Below are 22,825 nucleotides of genomic sequence, written 5' to 3' on the forward strand. Positions count from 1 at the left end.
GTCTTTTTTGCGTGCCTGTATAGGGACGGCGCGGTATATGGCTGCTGGAGATAGCGGGGGATACCGATGAAGCGGCAGGCTGTATGCGCCGTGTGCGGCCGGGAATTTACAGCCGACCGCGTCACGCAGAAATACTGCAGTTCCTACTGCCGCCGCTACGCCCACCGGCACGGCGCGAACAATCATGTCCGTTCGTCGCGGAAGAAGGAAGCCCTGCGCACCTTCCGCTGCCTGAAATGCGGCAAGCTGGTGCGGGTGACCGAGCCGACGGACCGGCGCATCAAGTTCTGTTCAGCCCACTGCGAGCGCCTGTACTGGAAGCATTCCAAGAAGGTCAGCTCCGTCGTCATCCGGAGAGCCTTCCAATGCCGCAACTGCGGAACCTTCGTAGAAGTGACGGAGCCGAAAGATAAACGGACGACCTTCTGCAGCCAGGCTTGTCGGGAAAAGTGGTTTTCCCTCCATAGAAATAAAAACACATTACATATCAAAGGCAATACTGCCATAAGGAGGAGTACAGTATGAATAAGATTTACAAGGTTATTTGGAGTAAAGTGAAACATCAGTACGTCGTAACATCAGAATTTGCCCACAGCTGCACGAAGAGTACAACGAGCCGCGCAGGCCGGAGCGCTGCAGCTGTATTGGCTGCATTGATATTGACGACAGGGATATGCGCTGTGCCGGCTCAAGCAGCTGATCCAACGCTCGAAGAGCTGTATTATGAACAATTGAACAGCACCGTTCACAACGACGAAACTTCGTCGCCGGTGGTAAAACTGGTTGAAGCACCGACTGCGGTGCCGACTGCCGCAAAAGACGGTGAACAGGCCGTTGACAACGACACGCAGACTGGCGAAGACGGTGGCATGACAGGTGCGGCTGACCAATATACGGTGGTCAACGAAGACGGATTCTACGCCAGCAATACGAAAGGTACCCATAACACGTTGAGCAAAGACGGCCTGTGGGTCGGCGGCAAGGACGACAACACGGGCTTCCATGTCGATAACGACGGTAACGTTCGTACGACGGGAAGCGTTACAGTGAAGTCGGAACAGGGCGACGTAATTATACAGAATGGCGGCGTTCAGGCCGGAAATGTCAAGATCAATACCGATGGAAAAAATACCATTACCGGCCTGACCAATACAACTTGGGATGGAACGACGGAGACTCCGGATCGTGCGGCGACAGAAGGCCAGTTGGGTCAAGTTCAGGGCGATCTCAATGAACTGAACAAAGCTGCTGTAAAATACGATTCGGACGGCCAAGGCGGTTATACGAATAACGTTACTATTGGCGGACAGGTCACGGCAAATTCGTTCCAGAATACCGATGGTAGCTTTAGTGTAGATGCCAACGGCAACGTGGATGCGGAAACAGTGAAATCCGAAGGTATGTCTGTCGTCGATGAAGACGAAAACACAACGTTCCAAGTCTTGGCGAATGGCGATGTAACGGCTCATGATGTAACGGCAACGACAGTAACAGGCGGCACCGTCATCGGGGAAACGATCCGCAACACCAATAATAGCTTCAGCGTAGATGCCAACGGCAATGTAGACGCTGAAACGGTGAAATCCGAAGGTATGTCTGTGGTTGACGAAGACGGCAATACGACATTCCAAGTCTTGTCGAACGGCGACGTAACGGCGCATGCCGTGACAGCGACGACAGTAACGGGCGGCACGATTCAGAATGCTGATGGCAGCTTCAGTGTAGACGCCAACGGCAATGTAGATGCGGAAACGGTGAAATCAGAAGGGATGTCGGTCGTCGATGAAGACGGCAATACGACATTCCAAGTCTTGGCGAATGGCGATGTAACGGCAACGACAGTAACAGGCGGCACCGTCATCGGGGAAACGATCCGCAACACCAATAATAGCTTCAGCGTAGATGCCAATGGCAATGTAGACGCTGAAACGGTGAAATCCGAAGGTATGTCTGTGGTTGACGAAGACGGCAATACGACGTTCCAAGTCTTGTCGAACGGCGACGTAACGGCGCATGCCGTGACAGCGACGACAGTAACGGGCGGCACGATTCAGAATGCTGATGGCAGCTTCAGTGTAGACGCCAACGGCAATGTAGATGCGGAAACGGTGAAATCAGAAGGGATGTCGGTCGTCGATGAAGACGGCAATACGACATTCCAAGTCTTGGCGAATGGCGATGTAACGGCTCATGATGTAACGGCAACGACAGTAACAGGCGGCACCGTCATCGGGGAAACGATCCGCAACACCAATAATAGCTTCAGCGTAGATGCCAATGGCAATGTAGACGCTGAAACGGTGAAATCCGAAGGTATGTCTGTGGTTGACGAAGACGGCAATACGACGTTCCAAGTCTTGTCGAACGGCGACGTAACGGCGCATGCCGTGACAGCAACGACAGTAACGGGCGGCACGATTCAGAATGCTGATGGCAGCTTCAGTGTAGACGCCAACGGCAATGTAGATGCGGAAACGGTGAAATCAGAAGGGATGTCGGTCGTCGATGAAGACGGCAATACGACGTTCCAAGTGTTGGCGAACGGCGATGTAACGGCGCATGATGTAATTGCTAATTCCTACAGCAATGTCAACGGCACGTTTGTTGCTGACGAGAATGGCAAAGTTACAGCTGAAAAAGGCGATATTGGCGATGTATGGTTGTCGGAAGGCAATATTTCCAACGTGAAGAATATCAAAGCGGAAAGCGGCAATATTGGCGACGTCAAATTGGCTGATGGCAAAGTCACGGCAGACAAAGGAGACATCGGCGACGTATGGTTGTCGGAAGGCAATATTTCCAACGTAAAGAATATCAAAGCGGAAAGCGGCAATATTGGCGACGTCAAATTGGCTGATGGCAAAGTCACGGCTGAAAAAGGCGATATCGGCGATGTATGGCTGTCGGAAGGTACCATTTCTCACGTGCAGAATATCACGGCCGAAAGCGGAACGATTGGCAATGTCGAATTAGATGATGGCAAAGTCACGGCAGACAAAGGAGACATCGGCGACGTATGGTTGTCGGAAGGCAATATTTCCAACGTAAAGAATATCAAAGCGGAAAGCGGCAATATTGGCGACGTCAAATTAGCTGACGGCAAAGTAACGGCCCAAAAGGCTGATATTGGCGGAGTATTTATTAAGAACGAAAGCATTCAGGCTGGAAATATCAAGATCAACGAAAACGGCTCAAATGAAATTACAGGTCTTTCTAATACGAGATGGAACGATGGAACACCTGTAGACGAAGATCGTGCCGCAACAGAAGGTCAGTTGTCGACTGTTCAAGGTTATGTAGATGATCTGGAAAAGAAGACACAGCACATTACCCATACGGCGACTGACAACGGCCACTATACTACTATAGAAGACCATACGAACTTTAACAGCGACGGCAGTATTGACGCTGTAGACGGCCAGTTCAGAGTAACAAGCGACGGCGGACTTATGCTTAAGGACGAAGCTGGCAATGAAACCTTCAGAATTTACAACGGCACTGGCGGTATGAAAGCAGCTAGTGGCAAGTTTGTTGTCAATGGTAAGACTGGCGAAGTGACTGTTGACGAAAGTCTTTCTGTCGGCAAACACGACGACGGAACCTATGCTTTCACCGTAGATAAAGCCGGTAATGCAGAAGTTGACGGCACGATGGTAATCCAAGGGCAGACGATTATCAATGCTGATGCCGATATCAAAGGAAGCCTTGGAGCCGCAGGCAATAAGTTCAAAGTTGATGGAGCTACTGGTGATGTAACGGCTAATTCCTATACAACAGGAGACGTTCGGATTAATACAGATGGTCATAACACGATTACAGGTCTTTTGAATGTAGAATGGTCTGGCAATGCAGAAGATATTGTAGCAGACCGTGCAGCAACGGAAGGACAACTCCTCGATGTTCAAGGCAATCTCGATACGCTGGCAAAAGGCGCAGTGATGTATGACGTAGACGAAGACGGAAACGTTACGGATAACGTAACCATTGACGGCAAGATGAGAGCCAGTGAATTTGCGAATTCCAACAATACGTTCATGGTAACTGAAGACGGAGCTATCTGGGCTAGCGGCGGCGGCAACATTGACGGCGTAGGATTCCAGGACGGTGTAGTGACAGCTCCGGAAGGTATCAGTGCAGGATATGATGCCTTTAAGGTAGATGCCCAAGGCAATGTCAGCACAGATGGTACGATTATCGCTCAAGGCAATTCAATGATTGGCGGTGTCACACTGGAAGACGGCAATGTCCTGACTAATGAAGTATGGGCTGGCAACAATAACTTCCATGTAAACGAAACCGGGAGTGTAACTGCACCAAGCGTAACCGGCCTTGAAAATACAGAATGGAATGCTGATGAAGTTGTAGCAGACCGTGCAGCAACGGAAGGACAACTCCTTGATGTTCAAGGCAATCTCGATACGCTGTCAGAAGGCGCAGTGATGTATGACGTAGACGAAGACGGAAACGTTACGGATAACGTAACCATTGACGGCAAGATGAGAGCCAGTGAATTTGCGAATTCCAACAATACGTTCATGGTAACTGAAGACGGAGCTATCTGGGCTAGCGGCGGCGGCAACATTGACGGCGTAGGATTCCAGGACGGTGTAGTGACAGCTCCGGAAGGTATCAGTGCAGGATATGATGCCTTTAAGGTAGATGCCCAAGGCAATGTCAGCACAGATGGTACGATTATCGCTCAAGGCAATTCAATGATTGGCGGTGTCACACTGGAAGACGGCAATGTCCTGACTAATGAAGTATGGGCTGGCAACAATAACTTCCATGTAAACGAAACCGGGAGTGTAACTGCACCAAGCGTAACCGGCCTTGAAAATACAGAATGGAATGCTGATGAAGTTGTAGCAGACCGTGCAGCAACGGAAGGACAACTCCTTGATGTTCAAGGCAATCTCGATACGCTGTCAGAAGGCGCAGTGATGTATGACGTAGACGAAGACGGAAACGTTACGGATAACGTAACCATTGACGGCAAGATGAGAGCCAGTGAATTTGCGAATTCCAACAATACGTTCATGGTAACTGAAGACGGAGCTATCTGGGCTAGCGGCGGCGGCAACATTGACGGCGTAGGATTCCAGGACGGTGTAGTGACAGCTCCGGAAGGTATCAGTGCAGGATATGATGCCTTTAAGGTAGATGCCCAAGGCAATGTCAGCACAGATGGTACGATTATCGCTCAAGGCAATTCAATGATTGGCGGTGTCACACTGGAAGACGGCAATGTCCTGACTAATGAAGTATGGGCTGGCAACAATAACTTCCATGTAAACGAAACCGGGAGTGTAACTGCACCAAGCGTAACCGGCCTTGAAAATACAGAATGGAATGCTGATGAAGTTGTAGCAGACCGTGCAGCAACGGAAGGACAACTCCTTGATGTTCAAGGCAATCTCGATACGCTGTCAGAAGGCGCAGTGATGTATGACGTAGACGAAGCCGGAAACATTACGGATAACGTAACCATTGGCGGCAAGATGGAAGCCAGTGAATTTGCGAATTCCAACAATACGTTCATGGTAACTGAAGACGGAGCTATCTGGGCTAGCGGCGGCGGCAACATTGACGGCGTAGGATTCCAGGACGGTGTAGTGACAGCTCCGGAAGGTATCAGTGCAGGATATGATGCCTTTAAGGTAGATGCCCAAGGCAATGTCAGCACAGATGGTACGATTATCGCTCAAGGCAATTCAATGATTGGCGGTGTCACACTGGAAGACGGCAATGTCCTGACTAATGAAGTATGGGCTGGCAACAATAACTTCCATGTAAACGAAACCGGGAGTGTAACTGCACCGAGCGTAACCGGCCTTGAAAATACAGAATGGAATGCTGATGAAGTTGTAGCAGACCGTGCAGCAACGGAAGGTCAGCTAGCAGATATTCAAAAACAAGTTACTAATAATACAAATAATATAGGTAACTTGACTACTAAATTTAACGAAGCTGGAATTAACACGAACAGCCTTGAAAAAGCGGTTGCTGTTGCTAACCAGCTGGATGGAGCGAACTTGTCTGCGCTGAACGCCTTGTCGCAAATTGCTCCTATGAGTTTGGATGTAACGATGATGACGAACAGTGTATTGTCGGCACCGCAGGAATCTCCAAAAGGGATGCGTGATCCGGATCCGAGTGAATGGGGCAACAATGTAACGACTGAAGATATGACGACTATTAATAATAATCTGACCGTTACGGGCGATACCCATCTGAAAGGCGATTTGAAAGTCGACGGTGAAGCTACGTTTAACAATAACGTTAGCATCAAAGGCGATCTGAACATGAACAACAACAAAATCACCGGCGTGGCTGACGGAGAAATCTCCGAAACGTCGAAAGACGCCGTCAACGGCAGCCAGCTCTACGGCGTACAGCAAGATGTCGAAGCTAACGCGAAGAACATCAGCACTCTCGGCGGCGCAGTCAATAAGCTGGGCAATCGCATTGATGAAGTCGGCGCGGGTGCTGCAGCCTTGGCAGCTCTCCATCCCCTTGATTTCGACCCGGACAACAAGTGGGACTTCTCGGCTGGGTACGGCAACTACCGCGGTGAAAGTGCTGTAGCCTTCGGTGCATTCTATCGTCCCAATGAAGACACTATGTTCAGTGTCGGCGGCACTGTCGGCAATGACGACAACATGGTCAACGCCGGCGTGTCCATCAAGATTGGCTCCGGCAGCAGCGGCGTTACTACGTCCCGCGTCGCTATGGCCAAGGAAATCAAGGCTATGCGCGATGTCGTCGCTAAGCAGGATGCGCAGATTCAGAAATTGACGGCTATGGTCAACGCTCTCGTCGGCATTCAGTCCGAACCGGATACGACGACGATGTTCCCGGATGTACCGGAAAACCACTGGGCTTACGAAGCTGTCGCAGCCATGGCTAGAAGCGGCTTAGTAAAGGGCTATCCCGACGGCGAATTCAAGGGCGATCGCACTATGACCCGTTATGAATTTGCCCAGATCATCCAGAACGCGATTCAGGCCGGAGCGGAAGTAGATTCCCGTCTGGTAGAAGAATTCAAGCCGGAGCTGGAATATTTCCACATTGCCACGGTCGCGAAGGATAAGGATGGCAACCCGACGATCGAACGCGTACGGGCTAACTAACTTCATACGGAAAGGCTTTGTGAATAGCTTATAGCTGACACAAGGCAAGAGAAACGAGTCGGGGGAAACCTCGGCTCGTTTTTTCTATCATTTTATTCATTTAAAGGAGGAACTTCCCATGAATCAAACCGTATGCCAATGGATAGAACGCGCTCAGAAAGGCGAGGAAGAGGCGGTCTTGCTGATATTGCAGCAGTTCCGGCCCTTGATTTGCAAGTACGCCCGGCGGCACCGATATTGCTACGATTCGCTGGACGAGGCCGTGTCGGTGGCCCAGCTGGCGATTTTGGAATGCGTCCATGCCTTCGACGTAACTTGCGGCGACGAAGCTCACAAGGCCTTCCGCCGGGCTGTAGACCGGGTGTTTAAGAAGGAGAGCCGGCGGTTTAGGACCTATATGGAGAAGATAGAGACGGCTCTTCATATAGACGAGAGCGCCGAGGCATTAGGCTTGATGGGCGGCGACGAGCAGGACCCGCACCGACAAGCTGTGGTGTCCGAGGTGCGGGAGCTGGTGCGGAAGTGCTTGAACAATCTGACGGAAGAAGAACGGCGATTTCTCCGCTTGCGCTGCCAGCATGACTTGACCTACGGCGACGTAGCCAAACGCTGCGGCCTGTCCCTGTCGCAGGCTCATAAGCTGACGAAGGCGGCTATGGCTAAATTTCATGAGGCTATGGGCTGTTACGGCGGTGGAGAAGGCGAGGTTTATGGAGCACTGCGTCCAGACGGGCAGCTGTAGGCGGCAGGCCACACAATTTGACGATATTTTTTTGAAAAAATCATTGACGAATAGCCCCTGAAATGATATTATAATAAAGTATTTGCGTGGAGCGGTATCGAAGTGGTCATAACGGGGCTGACTCGAAATCAGTTAGGCCGAAAGGTCTCGTGGGTTCGAATCCCACCCGCTCCGCCAGACAAGAACCGCGCTGTCGAGCAGAAATGCTTGGCAGTGCGGTTCTTTTTTGCGTTTAAGAGCCTTTTACGGCTGTTTTTCTGCCTAAAAAAACGGCATTGAATAGAATCTATTATCGATGCTTGACATATAGCTTTCTACGCCGGTGCCTTCTCCATAAATATGGTAAAATTAACAAAGTAGCCGCATGAGAAAATAAGTCTTTGCATGCGGCCGTTTCTTTGATATGCGTGTAAACTATGTTGCATTATTATTAAATTTGCTATTTATCCCTATAATGAGAACCACACTGGACGATTTTTATTATGCCTTTATCTATGCGATATACGATGCGGTTGGAATCATCTATTCGACGATTCCAATAAGCGGATAAATCGCCGCTTAACCGTTCCGGCTTGCCAATTCCTTCATATCCGTTGCGGTCTATATCTCTCAGAAGTTGTAAAATGCGTTTCAGCGTTTTCTTATCTTGTTTTGTCCAATATTCAAAATCTTCCCAGGCTTCATCAGTCCATGCTTTGATCATCTGTAATTACCTCATGAATTATACCGCCTGTAGCTTCCATCTGCGCGATAGAACGGCGAAGTCGAGCCATGTTTTTCTCAGAATAAAAGGGATCTATAGACACGTCGAAGGGGATACGTTTTTCCCTTGTCATTTTTTTTGCCAGCATGGTAATAGCCGTAGTCATAGAAAGTCCCAGATCATTGCAAATGCGGTCAAATTCTTTTTTTAAGGATTCGTCCATTCGGACGCTGATTGTAGTTTGTGCCATCGTAAACACGCTCCTTTCTATTTATATTTTAATACAATATCCATACAACATCAATACAATTAGCAAAAAGTGTATTTGATGATTATTTGAAGAAGTATTGCAGAATGCAATGTTTCAAGAAAAATGGATATACTTATTGCCGCTGCAGCTGAATACAAAATCGTTGTATTTTTTACGTATATTTTTATCGATGAAACGCTTTAGGTTCATGAAGATATAAAAATTTAAGAGTATCACTCATTGTATGCCGAATATTCTAATTAAATTTCATCTTATGGTATAATATCTATATGTATATTGATTATAACAAATTCGGCGCAGGGAGGAATGCAGGATGTTTGAATTGGTGCAGGTCAACGAGAAGACTTATTATATCGAGAGTCCGGCGAAAATCGGCGTGTATGTTGCCGGCGGGACGGACGTGTATTTGATTGACAGCGGCAACGACAAGGACGCAGGGCGGAAGATCCGCAAGTTTCTCGACGAAAAGGGCTGGACGTTGAAGGGGATTTTAAATACCCATTCCAATGCCGATCACATCGGCGGCAACGATTATCTGCAGCGCCAGCGGAAATGCAAGGTATTTACCGGCGGTATTGAAACGGCCTTTACGAAGTATCCTATTTTGGAAACGTCCTTCTTGTACGGCGGCTATCCCTGCAAGGATTTGCGCCACAAGTTTTTGCTGGCGGCGGCCAGCGACGCCGTCGACTTTTCCGACGCCGATTTTCCTAAGGATATAGAAGTGATTCCCTTGCCGGGCCATTTCTTCGACATGGTCGGATTCCGCACGCCGGACAACACGGTCTTTCTGGCCGACTGCCTCAGCAGCGTAGAAAATCTCGACAAATACGCCGTGTCCTTCATTTACGACGTAGCGGCCTATTTAAAGACTCTCGACGCCGTAGAGGCTATGGAGGGGGACGTCTTTGTGCCGTCTCACGCGGCGGCCGGCTCGAAGGAGGACATGCAGAAGCTCGTGCAGGCCAATCGGGATAAGATATATGAAATCAAGGATTATCTCCTGTCGCTATGCCAGGAGCCGATGATATTCGAGCATATCCTGCGGAAGGTATTTGACCGGTATCAGCTGGTCATGACGATAGAGCAGTATGTCCTGGTAGGCAGCACGATTCGCTCGTATTTGTCGTGGCTCCGCGATACGGGCGAGATGACTTATTCTTTTGAGGAGCATTTGATGGTCTGGAAAACGGTATAAAACATAGATGAGAGTAAGACGACAAGGCGCTTGCATAGGCAGGCGTCTTTTTTGTAAGAGAAATATGCCAGATAGGCAGGTTTGTTTGGGAAAAGTTTCACGTAAAATCTTGTTCATCATCCTGTGCACGAACACAACCGTGGAAAAGGCTTATTGTAATTGGATAGCCCGTATATACTATGTAAGCGTCACATAGGTATGGTGGTTTTTATGATATAAATATATCATAAAATTAAAAATAAAATGAAAAGACTATTGCATTTTACTAACGAATGAGTATAATAAAGGTACAAACAAGGTTTACCAAAGTTTTACAGTATTCTTACATTATTACATGACGAAGGGAAATGTATTGAAAGGATGGGATGACATATGCCAATGGATTCGGCAAATCAGGAAGTTTGGATTGGCGTCGACGTAGGGACGACAGGCGTGCGGGCTATCGCCTACACGGAAGAAGGGACGAACGTCTGCTCTTCCGAAGCGTTTTATCCGCTGCTGACGCCTCATCCGGACTGGGCGGAAGAAAGTCCGCTGCAAATTTATGAAGCTATCGAACAGGTCGTGCGCAAGACGGCGGACCAGCTCCGCTACAAGAACAAGGAGCTGGCAGGCGTAGCCCTGAGCACGGTGATGCACAGCTTCGCCGGTCTGGACGACATGAAGGAACCGCTCATGGATATGCAGACCTGGGCCGACAGCCGCAGCACGGGCATCGTGCGGGAAATGAAGAAAAATCCCGAACTGTGCCGGTCTTTCTACGAACGGACAGGCTGCCCTATTCACGCCTGCTATCCCCTGGCGAAGATCATCTGGCTGCGGGAAAATCAGCCGGAATTGTTCAAGCAGATGAAGTACGTAGGGTCTTTAAAGGATTATATTTTCTACAACATGACGGGCCAATGGGTCATCGATAAGTCGGCGGCCAGCACGAGCGGCATGTACAACGAGCATACGCTGGACTGGGACGATGAAATCCTGGCTTACGCCGGCGTGACGAAGGACTACATGCCTCCCGTCGTATCGACGACGTACAGCCATCCGCTGACCGACGAAGCGGCGGCAGCCATGCATCTGCCCAAGGGGCTTCCCGTCGTCATCGGCGCGACGGACGGCGTATTGGTCAACGTCGGCATCGGCGCAGTCGAACCGGGCCAGCTCAGCGGCACCATTGGCACGAGCGGCGCGCTGCGCATGCTGACGAAGGAACCGATGACGGACCCGCAGATGCGCACGTGGTGCTACAATCTGACCGACGACATGTGGGTAGCCGGCGGCGCTATCAACAACGGCGGCATGATTCTCCGCTGGGTCCGCGACAAGATCTGCCATTACGGCGGCAGCGCCCTGGAAAACCTGGACATCGACCCGTACGACCTCATGACCATGAAGGCGGAACACGTCGACGCCGGCGCCGACGGCCTCATCTGCCTGCCGTACTTTACAGGCGAACGGGCTCCGTACTGGAATTCGGAGCTGCGGGGCATGTTCTTCGGTTTCTCCCTCAACCACAGCCGATCCCACATGATCCGGGCCGTCATGGAGGGCATCTGCTACAGCCTGAACAGCGTCATGCAGGCCTTGAAGGAATTCGGAGAGGTGAAGGACATCCGCGTCAGCGGCAGCTTTACGAAATCGAGATTGTGGATTCAAATCCTGTCGGATGTCCTCAATCAGCCCATTACCTTGCCGGACAACAGCGAAGGCGCGGCATTCGGCGCCGCCGTACTGGGCTTTATTTCCAGCGGCAAGATGAAGAGCATCGCCGATACGGCTCACCTCGTCCATCCGCGCCGCATTTACACGCCGCAGGATGAAAACCGCGAAGTATACGACGAATTGTACGACATTTTCGTCCGCTTGTATCACAACTTACAGACTGAATTTTCCGATATTACGGAATATCAGAAGAAAATATAAGGAAGCAGAGAGGAGATAGATGATTATGGAATTACGGGATATCGGCGTCGTAGGCATGGCTGTCATGGGCAGCAATCTGGCCCTCAATATGGCCGACCACGGCTTTGCCGTATCGGTATACAACTACACGCCGGACTTGACGGAAAAATTTGTAACGGAACGGCCTCATGACAACATCAAAGGCTACTACGACTTGAAGGAATTTATCGGCTCCCTGAAAAAGCCCCGCAAGATCATGCTCATGATCATGGCTGGCGCGCCTGTAGACAGCATGATTGAACAGCTTATTCCCATCCTCGATGCCGGCGACATCATCATCGACGGCGGCAACTCGTACTTCGGCGACACGCGCCGCCGCTGCGAACGCTGCAGCGAAGCAGGCATCCACTTCTACGGCATGGGCATTTCCGGCGGCGAAAACGGCGCCCGCCGCGGCCCGTCCATCATGCCCGGCGGCAACAAGGACACGTATCCGGAAATCCAGCCGGTCTATGAAGCCATCGCCGCCAAGGCTGCCGACGGCAAGCCGTGCTGCACCTACATCGGCGAAGACGGTGCAGGCCATTACGTCAAGATGGTCCACAACGGCATCGAATACGCCGATATGCAGCTCATTTCCGAAGCGTACCTGCTCTTGAAATACGTCGGCGGCTACGACAACGCCAAGATTTCGGAAATTTTCCACCAATGGAATCAGGGCGAGCTCAAGAGCTTCCTCATCGGCATTGCCGCCGATATCTTCGCAGAAGACGACGAAGCAGGCGGACAGGTCGTAGACTACATCGTCGACGCTGCCGGCCAGAAGGGCACGGGCCGCTGGACGAGCATCGAATCGATGAAGCAGGGCGTAGATATTTCCATGATTACGGCGGCCTGCAACGCCCGCGTCATGTCCAACCAGCCGGGCCGCAAGGTGGCGCAGGAAGTCATCCATAAGCCGGCTCTTACGAAGCAGGAAGGGGAGGCCTTTATCGAAGCCGTCCGCCAGAGCCTGTACACGGCGAAAATCGTCGCCTATGCCCAGGGCTTCTCGCTGTACCGCAGCGCCTCGGAAACGTACGGCTGGAACCTCGACTACGGCAGCATCGCGTCTATTTTCCGGGCCGGCTGCATCATTCAGGCTGAGTTCCTGAACAAGATTACCGAAGCCTACGAAAAGAACCCGAATCTGGAAAACCTCATGTTCGACGAATTCTTCCTCGACAAGATCAACGCCAACCAGGCCAGCCTGCGCAAGATCGTTTGCCTGGCTGTCAGCGAAGGCATTCCCGTACCGGCCTATGCCAACGCCATGGAATACATCGACGCCTACAGCAGCCCCCGCGTCGGCGCCAACCTCATTCAGGCCCTGCGCGACTACTTCGGCGCCCATACGTTTAAGCGCGTAGATAAAGAAGGTACGTTCCATCATCAGTGGAAGGAACATTATACGAAATAATAGAAGGAGGTCATACTCATGCCGCTAGTCATACTTGCCATCGGTATTCTCGTACTGTTTTTCCTCATCGTCAGAGTCAAGCTGAACAGCTTCCTGGCCCTTCTGGTCGTCGCCGGTCTCGTCGGCCTGGCCGAAGGAATGCCCATCGACAAGCTGATCCCGACTATTGAAAAAGGCTTGGGCGGAACCCTCGGCGGCCTGGCTATCGTCGTTTCCTTCGGCGCTATGCTGGGTAAGCTCATGGCCGAAAGCGGCGGCGCACAGCGCATCGCCACGACGCTCATCAACGTCTTCGGCCGGGAAAAGGTAAAATGGGCCGTCTGCCTGACAGGCTTCATCGTCGGCATCGCCCTGTTCTATGAAATCGGCTTCGTCCTCTTGATTCCCCTTGTATTCACTATCGCTGCAGAAGCGAAGATTCCCCTTCTCGAAGTAGGCATCCCGATGGCTGCGGCCTTGTCGGTCACGCACGGCTTCCTGCCGCCCCATCCCGGCCCGACGGCTATCGCCATCATCTATAACGCCGATATCGGCACGACCCTCGTATACGGCGCGATTATCGCCATTCCGACGGCTATCGTCGCCGGCCCGCTGTATTACAATTTGACGAAGGATATTAACCCGGAAATTCCTAAGGGATTGTACAATCCTAAAATCTTTAAAGACGATGAAATGCCCGGATTCGGCGTTTCCGTTTTCACTGCTCTCGTGCCGGTCGTCCTCATGGCTGCATCAGCTATTGCGAAATTGGCTCTTCCCGAAGCTTCGGGAGCACGCCATATCCTGACCTTCCTCGGCCAGCCGGACATGGCCCTGACCATCGCTGTGGCCATTGCCATTTACACCTTCGGCCTGGGCCGCGGCAAGAAGATGGATGAAGTCATGAAAATCGTCCAGGACGCAGTATTGGCTATCGCCATGATTCTCCTCATCGTCGGCGGCGGCGGGGCCCTCAAGCAGGTCCTCATCGACAGCGGCGTTGGTACCTATATTGGCGACTTGGTAGCTGGTGCAGACTTGTCTCCGTTAGTACTGGCCTGGCTCGTTGCTGCCGTTATCCGTACAGCCTGCGGCTCGGCTACTGTCGCGGCCTTGACGGCCGGCGGCATTGCCGCTCCGATCTGCGCGGCTACCGGGGCCAATCCTGAGCTGATGGTACTGGCTACAGGCGCAGGCTCCCTCATCTTCAGCCCGCCTAACGACCCCGGCTTCTGGCTGTTTAAAGAATTCTTCGGCCTGACCGTCAAGGAAACGGTGCGTACCTGGTGCGCGCTGGAAACGATCATCGCCGTCATGGGCCTCCTCGGCGTACTTGTTATCGACGCATTTTTAGTATAAAATTAAATAGAGTCATAGAAATACTATGAAAATTTGCAAGGTAGGGGAGACGCGCCTATGGATGAAAAAGCAATCCAGCAATTTCCCGTGCTGCGCAGCGCATACGGCGGTCTGACGAAATCAGAGCGCCGTATTGCCGATTATATCGTCGCTGCGCCGGAAGAGATCATGGAGCAGACTATTTCCGATATTGCCAACGCTACGGAAAGCTCGGAAATTACAGTATCGCGGTTTTGTAAAAAGCTGGGGTTCAGCGGTCTGCAGGAATTGAAGCTGAACCTCATTGCCGGCATGTCGGCGGCAGAAAATAAAGAATTTCACGACATCCGCAGCGGCGACCGCTGTTCTGTCGTAGCGTCCAAGATGTTTCAAAACATCAGCGACGGCCTGCAGGATACGCTGGCTCTGCTGGACTACGACGCTGTAGACGACGCGGCCCGTATCCTGCGCCGGGCCCGCCGCGTCGCCGTGTTCGGCTTCGGCAACTCGGCGACGGTGTGCCGGGACATCGCTACGCGCTACCTCCGCCTGGGATTGGCCATTCAGGCCTATGCGGACTCGCACATGCAGGTTACGTCGGCAGCCCTCTTGTCGCCGGCCGATGCGGTCATCGCCGTCTCCCACAGCGGCGCATCCCAGGAGCTGCTCCAGTCCGTGCAGGCTGCGAAGGACAGCGGCGCGTCTATCGTCGTCATTACGAGTCACGCCAAATCGCCGCTGGCAAAGCTGGCCGACGTGTGCCTGTGCGGTATGGGCCGCGAAGTCCGATACTCTTCCGAAGCCGGCGCGTCGCGCCTCATTCACATGGCTATCGGCGATGTCCTGTACACGCGCATCGCCATGGCCGACGCCGAGCTGTTTCAGGACAACATGCAGAAAATGCGGCGGGAAATTACGAAAAAGAGAATATAAAGCATATCCTTCAGGGCCTTGTATGCGAAAAAAGTATATAACTTGCCAAAGAAATGACACACAATTGTAACATTTGTGCTGTATACTATATGTATCAACCAAAGGAAAACACTGGAATGGCAGCTAAAGGAGTGGTACAGATGATGAAGCGCATAAAGAATATTTTGAAGATGACGTTGGTTACGACGTTGGTACTGACGACGTTCAGCGGAGCCGTTGCCGTTCAGGCTGCCGGCCCGAGACACGACCGGCCAGGCTGGGAACAGCGAGACGACCGCCGCGACCATCGCGACAGAGACTGGGATCGCGATAGAAAAGACCATAAGAGCAAAACTCAGGAAGACGCTGACGACGCCAACAAGAAAGCCAACTGGGCTTTGGGCGTAGCCGCCGTCGCAGCGATTATCGCCATCGCCAAATAACATGGCTCCCCAATAGGGGAGGATATGATCTCCCTTTTAATCTCATATAATAAAATACCCGCAGGCAGCGACGACGAGCTGTCGGCGGGTATTTTATTTGCCGTCTTGGGCTGGCGGCATATATGGCTTGACTGTAGTTTTTATGATACAATGTTTTCATAGTTTTTAAGAGTGAGGAACAGCAGATGAAACTAATCGTAGGAAACGTCATGCCCGAAGAAACGCGCATGGCTATCATAGAAGACGGTCGTCTCCGCGATTTCGCCGTCGAGCGGAACGACGAGACCCACATTGGCAATCACATTTACAAGGGAACCATACAAAATATCCTGCCGGCCCTGCAGGCGGCCTTCGTCAATATCGGCCGTAAGAAAAACGCCTTTTTGTATCTGGGCGATTTATTTCCCCGGGCGGCGACGAAGGAAGAAATTCAGCAGACCCATATTTCCGTCGGCCAGAGCGTCCTCGTCCAGGTCATCAAGGAGGAACGGGGCAGCAAGGGGGCCAAGGTGACGGCCAATGTCAGCCTGGCCGGGAGATACGCCGTCCTCATGCCGACGGTGGACTACGTCGGCGTGTCGAAAAAAATACGGGACGAAGAGGAACGGAACCGCCTGCGCGATATTACGGCGAAAATCAAGCCGGCCGGCATGGGCCTGATCATACGCACCGTCGCCAAGGGCGTGTCGGAAGAGGCATTGCTGGCCGATATCCGCTATCTGCTGCGGACGTGGGACAGCGTGCAGCAGCGGTATAAGCTGGCGAAAAAGCCCAAGCTCCTGTACCGTGAGGCCGACTTAGTCATGCGGATGATACGGGATCACTTCACGGCCGACGTAAAGAAAATCGTCGTCGACGACAAGGATGCCTACGACCGCATCTGCCAAATCGTGACGGACGACCAGTGGCGCAGCCGCGTCGAGCTGTATCAGGGCGACCAGCCCATTTTTGAATGCTACAATTTAGAAGACGAGCTGCGGCACCTTATGGCCCGTGAAGTCGCGCTCCCGTCGGGAGGCACGCTGGTCTTCGACCATACGGAGGCGCTGACGGTCATCGACGTCAACAGCGGCAAGTATACGGGCAACGGCACTCTGCAGGACACGATATTTCACGTCAATAAGGAAGCGGCCGTGGAAATTGCCCGGCAGCTGCGGCTCCGCGATATCGGCGGCATCATCATCATTGATTTCATCGACATGGCCCAGCCTGTGCGGCGCGATGAAATTCTGCAGATACTGGAACGGGAAATGGCCCAGGACTGCACGAAAACCCACGTCCTGGGCATGACGGCCCTGAATCTGGTGGAAATTACCCGCAAGAAGGCCCGGCAGGGCTTGTATCAGGTACAGTTCAGTCCCTGCGATATCTGCGGCGGCTCGGGATATTTGTATTCTCCCGAATCGGTGGCGATCCAGATTATCCGCCGCCTGCGCCATATGGTTCACGTGCGCTATATAAAGGGCGACCTGCTCATTTGCGCTCATGCCGACGTATTAGCCGTCTTAAAAGATAAAAAACGGCGGGACGAATTGGAGCGGGAGCTGTCCCGGACGCTTCATTTCGAAGCGTCAGATCATCCGAACAGGGAAGTATTTTCGATTTTGTCGTATCATGAATAAATGAAAAATGCCCCGGCACAACAGGGTGCCGGGGCATTTTTCGTGTTCGTCATATGCTATTGAAGATAGAACGTCATGGTGACCGTTTCGCTTAAGGTATTCGTGCCTGCTTCGACGGGGGCGTAGTCGGCGGCTTTTGCAGACATGCGCAGCGTCGCGCCGGCGTATCCGTTTTCATAGGACGGCGATCGGCCGGAAATGCTGATTTCCTTCACCTTGCCGAGGGACATGCCTGCGGCCTGGGCGGCGGCTTCGGCCTGCCGTCTGCCGTTGATGATGGCCTGCTTGACCAGGTTGTCCTTAATCTGTTCGGTCTTTTCGTTGGTGAAGCGGATGCCTTGAATAGAGTTGGCGTTCAGGTTGGCCGCCTTGGCGATGATGCGGGGAATCATGTCGAGGTCGGACACTTTAATTTGCAGATTATTCGTTACGGTGTACGATACGATCTTGCGGCTCTTGCTGTCGTAGTTCGGCGACATGTAGAAGCCCATGGTCTTGAGGTTTTCCGGGGCGATGCCCATAGATTTCATGGCCGCCGTGACCTGGCTCATGACTTCGTTGTTCTGCGTGCGGGCCTGCTGAGCGTCTTCTCCTGTCGTTTCCATGCCGATGGTGACGTAGGCCGTGTCGGGAGCGACTTCCTGCTGGGCGTAGCCCGTGACGTGGATGACCGACGGTTCGGGAGCAGCGGCATAGGACGGGGACATAAAGGCCGTGGAACCGATGAGCAGGGCGGCGACGGCCAAGGCTTTGACGGGATAATATTTCATGATAGGACCTCCTTTTAGCGCAATGTATCTTATTGGTAGGCCTATTATAGCATTTCGCCGGAAGTCCCTCAATACGAAGGAGAGGACTGTGCAGAAACTGTAACAATTATGTCATAATTATGTCAGATAGTTGTGTTTTGTTTATTTTTGCCGCCGGCTGCGGAAGAAATCGCGCATGATGGCGGCGCATTCGTCGGCCCGGACGCCAGCCGTCACTTCGACGCGGTGGTTCAGGGCCGGATTGTCGACGATTTGAAACAGTGAACGGACGGCGCCGCCCTTTGGATCGTCGCAGCCGTAGACGACGCGGTCGAGGCGGCTGTTGACGATGGCGCCGGCGCACATGGGGCAGGGCTCGACGGTGACGTAGAGGGTACAGCCCGTAAGCCGCCAGCGTCCCAGGACCCGGCAGGCTTTTTCAATGGCCAAGAGCTCGGCGTGGGCCGTGGCGCAGGGCAGGGTTTCGCGCAGGTTGTAGGCCCGGGCAATGGCCTTCTTTTGATAAATGACGACGGCGCCTACGGGGATTTCCCCGACGGCGGCGGCGATTTTCGCTTCTTCTATGGCTTTGCCCATGTAAAATTCGTCTTTTGTCATGACGTGTCTTGATTCTCCCTATATAATATAGTATGGTAAGGTATGTATTGTATTATTTTACTAAATCGAGGTGTCATATGCAATCTATTTGGTGGCAGGTTTTTGATATATTGGGAACGTCGGCCTTCGCCTTGTCGGGGGCGCTGGTGGCGATTTCCCGGCGCATGGATTTATTCGGTATTTTTGTCTTGGCGGCTGCGACGGCTGTCGGCGGAGGGATTGTCCGCGACCTGATGCTGGGTCATACGCCGCCGTCGGCGTTCCGCACGACGCTGTACGTCTGGATTATCGCCCTTTCCATCGTCGCCGTCGTCTTATTTATCCGCTACGTCAACGTGTCGTCTCGCCAGCGTCTGGTTCATCAAATGGAATCAGTCTATCTCGTCTGCGACGCCATCGGCCTAGGGTCATTTACTGTCACGGGGACGCTCATGGGATTTTATTACTATCCCCAGTACTGGGTGCTGAACGTCACCCTCGGCGTGCTGACCGCCGTAGGCGGAGGCGTCGTCCGCGACGTGCTGGCCGGGCAGATACCAGGCGTATTGAAAAAGGAAATTTATGCGACGGCGGCCTTGGCCGGGGCGTGCATATTGCTTTCCGTCCACATCTATTGGGGCTTCACTATATACGCCGCGTCGACCTTGAGCTTTGCCTTTACGGTCTGCCTGCGGCTAGTTGCAGTGCGCCTTCACTGGAACTTGCCCCGCGTGCGCAGGACGACGAAGAGTTCCATTTTTTAACGGAGTTTGCTATAATCATTACAATGATTTCATTATATTTGATAGGAAGTGGTACTTTTGAAGGGTTGGCAAAAAGCCGTAGGCGCCGCCGTCTTGTCCATGCTCATGAGCGTCGGGCCGACGGCGATGGCGCGGACGATTTTATACGTTCCCCAGGATAATCGTCCCGTCGATCTGGCGTATACGGTCAACACGGCGGAAGACGCAGGATATACGATTCTCACGCCGCCGGAGCAATATTTGTCCGGATCTAATTTCCAGGGCTCGCCAGACCGGCTCCTGCGCTGGGTCAATGAGAACGCCGGCCTGGCCGACGCGATGGTCTTATCTATTGATTCTCTGGTATACGGCGGTCTCGTCGATTCGCGGAAGCACAATTTCGACATGGAAACCCTCGTCGGACGGCTGGAAAAGGTGGAAAACCTGCATAAGCTTCATAAAAACGTGCCTATTTACGCTTTCAGTACGGTCATGCGCAGCCCTTGGGCCGGCGGCAAGGGCGTAGAGCCTGACTATTACCTGAAAATGGGAACGGATATGTATCAGCTGGCGTCGCTGCAAGCTAAGATGGACGTAGATAACCTGACGCCCCAGGAGCGAAGCAGCTGGTTTGCCGTCATGCGCCGGATTCCTCTGGAATATCTGCAGGACTGGTATAATCGCCGGCAGAAGAACATGATGATCAATTACCGCCTTATTCAGGATGCTAAGAAGGGGATTTTCAAATATTACAGCCTGGGCCATGACGATAATTCCGTCAATACCCAGTCGTCCCTCGAATCGAAGTATTTGGAAATGGCCGGCGCCGACGTGCCTAAGACGTCCTTCGGCTCTTTCCCCGGCGCAGACCAGCTGGGGCTGCTGCTCATTACGCGGGCAAACAATGATTTTACGAACTATCATCCCAAGGTCACGGTGATTTACCCCTTGGGCGGCGGCGAAAAGACCGTGCCGAGCTATGACGGCCAGGCTATCGGCAAGACGATTGCCGCTCATATCGAGGCGATTGGCGGGACGGTAACCGAAACGGAACGGCCCGATTTACTGCTGGCAGTAAACACGCCCCTTACGTCGTCGACGAGCGAATCGGGGAATTTTGAAAACTTCCCCATCATGCTGCAGTCGACGCGGGAATTCCTGACGCAGATCGAAACGGCCGTCAAGGCCGGCATTCCCGTCAGCCTCGTCGATATGGCCTTTTCCAACGGCTCGGACAATACCCTTGTATACGGCTTGTATCAGGACAAGATGCTGTACCGTTTGGCGGCGTACAACGGCTGGAACACGGCGAGCAATTCCGTCGGCTACGGCTTGTCTCAGGGCGTCCTGTCGCGGTATATGACGCCGGAAGCGCACCGCGACATGCTGACGACGCAGTATCTGGACAACTGGGCCTATCAGGCCAACGTGCGCGACTATATTTCCCGCATGGACCAGAAGCTGGAAGCCGGTACGGCGAAGCGCTATTACCCGACGGTCATGAGGGAGCTTCAGAGCCTGACGAAGGAGCAGCTCCAACGCTATGCCGGCACGTATTTGGGCGTCGACCCGCGGACCGTCGATGTAACCTTGCCGTGGAACCGCTTGTTTGAAGTGTACGTGGATGTCCACGATAAGCCCGACGTCAATCTGGAATGGCGGGAACGGCAGAAATTGAAGCAGAAAGAGCTGGATCGTCTGGGCAAAGTCCTGAACGACGCCAAGAAGGCCCTGGAGGACGCTAAGAAGGCTGCTAAGGGAGGCAAGGTGGACCCGGCCTTGGAAAAACGGCTGAAAGAGGCCGAAGCCGCCGCGAAAGCCGCGTATGAAGCGGAAAAGCAGGCCCAGGAATTGAACGCTAAGGAAGAAGCAGCTCAGAAAAACCGTACGTGGGCTCCTAAGTAATCGAAAGGGGAAGCGCGGCAAGCCGCATTGTGTCGACAATGACATCGTGCTGTAACAAAATTGTAACAATTATTAGCTATACTATTCATATACCAAAGGCATTTGAATAAAGGGAGCTGATATACGATGAAATTAAAAGATTCGCTGCGCAAAAAGATTATAGCTTCTGTTATGACCGGCATCATGGCCGTCGTCGTAGCTGCGCCGTATTCTATGGTTTCGGCTGCCGATATGACCCATGGAAGACTGCCTGTCAAAGCCGTTCAAAAGGACGGGCCTAAGCATGATAACGACATGCGGAAGCCGGGAGACCGGAAAGACGTGCGTAAGGACGTTCAGAAGGATGTCAAAAAAGACCGCAAGGCCGATAAAAAAGACATAAAGAAAGAAGTAAAGAAGGATGCAAAGAAGCCCGGCGTCATGAAAAAGCAGCCGCCTAAGAAGGGCGACGTCAGAAACGGCAAGGATAAGGTCAACCACGACCAGAAGGGCCATGGCGACAAAAAAGATGCGCCTCGCCGCGGACGGGCTTAATAGGAATCAGATGGGCGACGGGAGAATATACTCCCTGCGCAGTTAAGCATATGAAACCACAGAAAGCGTGAAGGAGCTGAATCATATGAAAACGACAACATGGCGTAAAAAATTGGCATCTTTTGCATTAGTAGGCGCTGCTGCCGCCGTCATGACGGTTATGCCGAACAGCCAGGCTTCGGCTGCCGACATGCGTCCCGGCCCGCCGCCTCCGCCGCACCGCATCGGTATGGCCGGCCCGGGGTTCCACGGCACCTTTGATTTTTCCCATCGCGTGCAGGCTATGGTACGGGACGGCAAGATTACGCAGGACCAGGCCTTTAAGCTGTATGACGAAATGGAACGGTTTGAACGGAAAGGGCAGCGGGATCATCGGCGGTTTATGCATAAACTTCCCGAAAGGACGGGAATTTCTGAAGATACGCTGAAGGAATTGTTCGCGCCGCCACAGAGAGATCAGAAGTTTAAAGACGGCAAAAAGCATCGTCCGGCGCCTCCTCATCGCCGCGGCGACCGCCGATAACTCTTCATTGCTATGGAGAGTCGGAACGACGGCTCCGAGCCATTGGCAATACAGCCGTAATGCGGTATAATACTGCCT

Annotated in this window: 18 protein-coding genes and 1 tRNA gene; 15 read left to right on the forward strand and 4 right to left on the reverse strand. The window is 52.5% G+C overall.

Going from position 1 to position 22,825, the window contains the following annotated elements; all coding sequences use genetic code 11:
* The first annotated feature begins 66 nt into the window (after nt 1-66).
* The 4 genes from DKB62_RS12360 (at nt 67) to DKB62_RS12375 (ending at nt 8,049) form a co-directional block, all read left to right on the forward strand.
* Nucleotides 67-525: a hypothetical protein gene (locus DKB62_RS12360; protein WP_107196839.1), complete on the forward strand. Its 459-nt coding sequence runs from the start codon at nt 67-69 to the stop codon at nt 523-525.
* On the forward strand, nt 522-7,130 hold the full coding sequence (locus DKB62_RS12365; protein WP_115759910.1) for an ESPR-type extended signal peptide-containing protein: 6,609 nt from the start codon (nt 522-524) through the stop codon (nt 7,128-7,130). Before DKB62_RS12360 ends, DKB62_RS12365 begins: the two co-directional genes overlap by 4 nt.
* A 118-nt stretch (nt 7,131-7,248) precedes the next feature.
* On the forward strand, nt 7,249-7,872 hold the full coding sequence (locus DKB62_RS12370) for an RNA polymerase sigma factor (RefSeq protein ID WP_107195559.1): 624 nt from the start codon (nt 7,249-7,251) through the stop codon (nt 7,870-7,872).
* An 88-nt stretch (nt 7,873-7,960) separates the two neighbouring features.
* A tRNA-Ser gene (locus tag DKB62_RS12375) sits at nt 7,961-8,049 on the forward strand.
* A gap of 262 nt (nt 8,050-8,311) precedes the next feature.
* Here DKB62_RS12375 and DKB62_RS12380 read toward each other — a convergent pair.
* Together DKB62_RS12380 and DKB62_RS12385 are read right to left on the reverse strand one after the other, a co-directional pair.
* Nucleotides 8,312-8,575 (reverse strand): Txe/YoeB family addiction module toxin, encoded by a 264-nt coding sequence (locus DKB62_RS12380; RefSeq protein WP_107195558.1) that lies wholly within the window; start codon nt 8,573-8,575, stop codon nt 8,312-8,314.
* Nucleotides 8,556-8,825 carry a type II toxin-antitoxin system RelB/DinJ family antitoxin gene (locus tag DKB62_RS12385; protein WP_107195557.1) on the reverse strand — a complete coding sequence of 90 codons (270 nt, stop codon included), beginning with the start codon at nt 8,823-8,825 and terminating at the stop codon, nt 8,556-8,558. Before DKB62_RS12385 ends, DKB62_RS12380 begins: the two co-directional genes overlap by 20 nt.
* A gap of 334 nt (nt 8,826-9,159) precedes the next feature.
* Here DKB62_RS12385 and DKB62_RS12390 point away from each other — a divergent pair, with 334 nt between their 5' ends.
* The 7 genes from DKB62_RS12390 (at nt 9,160) to DKB62_RS12420 (ending at nt 17,696) form a co-directional block, all read left to right on the forward strand.
* Complete coding sequence (locus DKB62_RS12390) at nt 9,160-10,044, forward strand: MBL fold metallo-hydrolase (protein ID WP_107195556.1); 885 nt, start codon at nt 9,160-9,162, stop codon at nt 10,042-10,044.
* 372 nt (nt 10,045-10,416) lie between these two features.
* A complete protein-coding gene (locus tag DKB62_RS12395) occupies nt 10,417-11,964 on the forward strand; it encodes a gluconokinase (protein ID WP_107195555.1) in 1,548 nt (515 codons plus the stop codon).
* Nucleotides 11,965-11,989: 25 nt separating this feature from the next.
* Nucleotides 11,990-13,402 carry a decarboxylating NADP(+)-dependent phosphogluconate dehydrogenase gene (gene gnd, locus DKB62_RS12400; protein WP_087477328.1) on the forward strand — a complete coding sequence of 471 codons (1,413 nt, stop codon included), beginning with the start codon at nt 11,990-11,992 and terminating at the stop codon, nt 13,400-13,402.
* Between the two features lie 18 nt (nt 13,403-13,420).
* Nucleotides 13,421-14,740 (forward strand): gluconate:H+ symporter, encoded by a 1,320-nt coding sequence (locus tag DKB62_RS12405; protein ID WP_087477329.1) that lies wholly within the window; start codon nt 13,421-13,423, stop codon nt 14,738-14,740.
* A gap of 57 nt (nt 14,741-14,797) precedes the next feature.
* On the forward strand, nt 14,798-15,652 hold the full coding sequence (locus DKB62_RS12410) for a MurR/RpiR family transcriptional regulator (protein WP_107195554.1): 855 nt from the start codon (nt 14,798-14,800) through the stop codon (nt 15,650-15,652).
* Between the two features lie 140 nt (nt 15,653-15,792).
* Nucleotides 15,793-16,074 carry a hypothetical protein gene (locus DKB62_RS12415; RefSeq protein WP_232818746.1) on the forward strand — a complete coding sequence of 94 codons (282 nt, stop codon included), beginning with the start codon at nt 15,793-15,795 and terminating at the stop codon, nt 16,072-16,074.
* A 185-nt stretch (nt 16,075-16,259) separates the two neighbouring features.
* Nucleotides 16,260-17,696, forward strand: coding sequence for an Rne/Rng family ribonuclease (locus tag DKB62_RS12420; RefSeq protein ID WP_107195553.1), 1,437 nt, complete (start codon nt 16,260-16,262; stop codon nt 17,694-17,696).
* A 56-nt stretch (nt 17,697-17,752) separates the two neighbouring features.
* Here DKB62_RS12420 and DKB62_RS12425 read toward each other — a convergent pair whose 3' ends face one another.
* Together DKB62_RS12425 and tadA are read right to left on the reverse strand one after the other, a co-directional pair.
* Complete coding sequence (locus DKB62_RS12425; RefSeq protein ID WP_107195552.1) at nt 17,753-18,466, reverse strand: SIMPL domain-containing protein; 714 nt, start codon at nt 18,464-18,466, stop codon at nt 17,753-17,755.
* Between the two features lie 141 nt (nt 18,467-18,607).
* On the reverse strand, nt 18,608-19,063 hold the full coding sequence (gene tadA / locus DKB62_RS12430) for a tRNA adenosine(34) deaminase TadA (RefSeq protein ID WP_107195551.1): 456 nt from the start codon (nt 19,061-19,063) through the stop codon (nt 18,608-18,610).
* 77 nt (nt 19,064-19,140) lie between these two features.
* Here tadA and DKB62_RS12435 point away from each other — a divergent pair, with 77 nt between their 5' ends.
* The 4 genes from DKB62_RS12435 (at nt 19,141) to DKB62_RS12450 (ending at nt 22,747) form a co-directional block, all read left to right on the forward strand.
* The gene (locus tag DKB62_RS12435) at nt 19,141-19,806 is read left to right on the forward strand and encodes a trimeric intracellular cation channel family protein (protein WP_095628709.1); all 666 of its coding nucleotides are present in this window, start codon (nt 19,141-19,143) and stop codon (nt 19,804-19,806) included.
* A gap of 99 nt (nt 19,807-19,905) precedes the next feature.
* Nucleotides 19,906-21,690 carry a DUF4127 family protein gene (locus DKB62_RS12440; RefSeq protein ID WP_414467278.1) on the forward strand — a complete coding sequence of 595 codons (1,785 nt, stop codon included), beginning with the start codon at nt 19,906-19,908 and terminating at the stop codon, nt 21,688-21,690.
* Nucleotides 21,691-21,816: 126 nt separating this feature from the next.
* Entirely contained in the window at nt 21,817-22,224 is a 408-nt protein-coding gene (locus tag DKB62_RS12445; protein WP_107195549.1) for a hypothetical protein, read from the forward strand.
* Between the two features lie 85 nt (nt 22,225-22,309).
* Nucleotides 22,310-22,747 carry a hypothetical protein gene (locus DKB62_RS12450; RefSeq protein WP_095628712.1) on the forward strand — a complete coding sequence of 146 codons (438 nt, stop codon included), beginning with the start codon at nt 22,310-22,312 and terminating at the stop codon, nt 22,745-22,747.
* Nucleotides 22,748-22,825 lie beyond the last annotated feature (78 nt).

Origin of the sequence: Megasphaera stantonii, assembly GCF_003367905.1 — a bacterium.
Classification (GTDB): Bacteria; Bacillota; Negativicutes; order Veillonellales; family Megasphaeraceae; genus Megasphaera; species Megasphaera stantonii.

Coding starts and splice junctions, on each gene's coding strand:
- DKB62_RS12360 (WP_107196839.1), top strand. CDS start 67: ATGAAGCGGCAGGCTGTATGCGCCGTGTGCGGCCGGGAATTTACAGCC.
- DKB62_RS12365 (WP_115759910.1), top strand. CDS start 522: ATGAATAAGATTTACAAGGTTATTTGGAGTAAAGTGAAACATCAGTAC.
- DKB62_RS12370 (WP_107195559.1), top strand. CDS start 7,249: ATGAATCAAACCGTATGCCAATGGATAGAACGCGCTCAGAAAGGCGAG.
- DKB62_RS12380 (WP_107195558.1), bottom strand. CDS start 8,575: ATGATCAAAGCATGGACTGATGAAGCCTGGGAAGATTTTGAATATTGG.
- DKB62_RS12385 (WP_107195557.1), bottom strand. CDS start 8,825: ATGGCACAAACTACAATCAGCGTCCGAATGGACGAATCCTTAAAAAAA.
- DKB62_RS12390 (WP_107195556.1), top strand. CDS start 9,160: ATGTTTGAATTGGTGCAGGTCAACGAGAAGACTTATTATATCGAGAGT.
- DKB62_RS12395 (WP_107195555.1), top strand. CDS start 10,417: ATGCCAATGGATTCGGCAAATCAGGAAGTTTGGATTGGCGTCGACGTA.
- gnd (WP_087477328.1), top strand. CDS start 11,990: ATGGAATTACGGGATATCGGCGTCGTAGGCATGGCTGTCATGGGCAGC.
- DKB62_RS12405 (WP_087477329.1), top strand. CDS start 13,421: ATGCCGCTAGTCATACTTGCCATCGGTATTCTCGTACTGTTTTTCCTC.
- DKB62_RS12410 (WP_107195554.1), top strand. CDS start 14,798: ATGGATGAAAAAGCAATCCAGCAATTTCCCGTGCTGCGCAGCGCATAC.
- DKB62_RS12415 (WP_232818746.1), top strand. CDS start 15,793: ATGATGAAGCGCATAAAGAATATTTTGAAGATGACGTTGGTTACGACG.
- DKB62_RS12420 (WP_107195553.1), top strand. CDS start 16,260: ATGAAACTAATCGTAGGAAACGTCATGCCCGAAGAAACGCGCATGGCT.
- DKB62_RS12425 (WP_107195552.1), bottom strand. CDS start 18,466: ATGAAATATTATCCCGTCAAAGCCTTGGCCGTCGCCGCCCTGCTCATC.
- tadA (WP_107195551.1), bottom strand. CDS start 19,063: ATGACAAAAGACGAATTTTACATGGGCAAAGCCATAGAAGAAGCGAAA.
- DKB62_RS12435 (WP_095628709.1), top strand. CDS start 19,141: ATGCAATCTATTTGGTGGCAGGTTTTTGATATATTGGGAACGTCGGCC.
- DKB62_RS12440 (WP_414467278.1), top strand. CDS start 19,906: ATGCTCATGAGCGTCGGGCCGACGGCGATGGCGCGGACGATTTTATAC.
- DKB62_RS12445 (WP_107195549.1), top strand. CDS start 21,817: ATGAAATTAAAAGATTCGCTGCGCAAAAAGATTATAGCTTCTGTTATG.
- DKB62_RS12450 (WP_095628712.1), top strand. CDS start 22,310: ATGAAAACGACAACATGGCGTAAAAAATTGGCATCTTTTGCATTAGTA.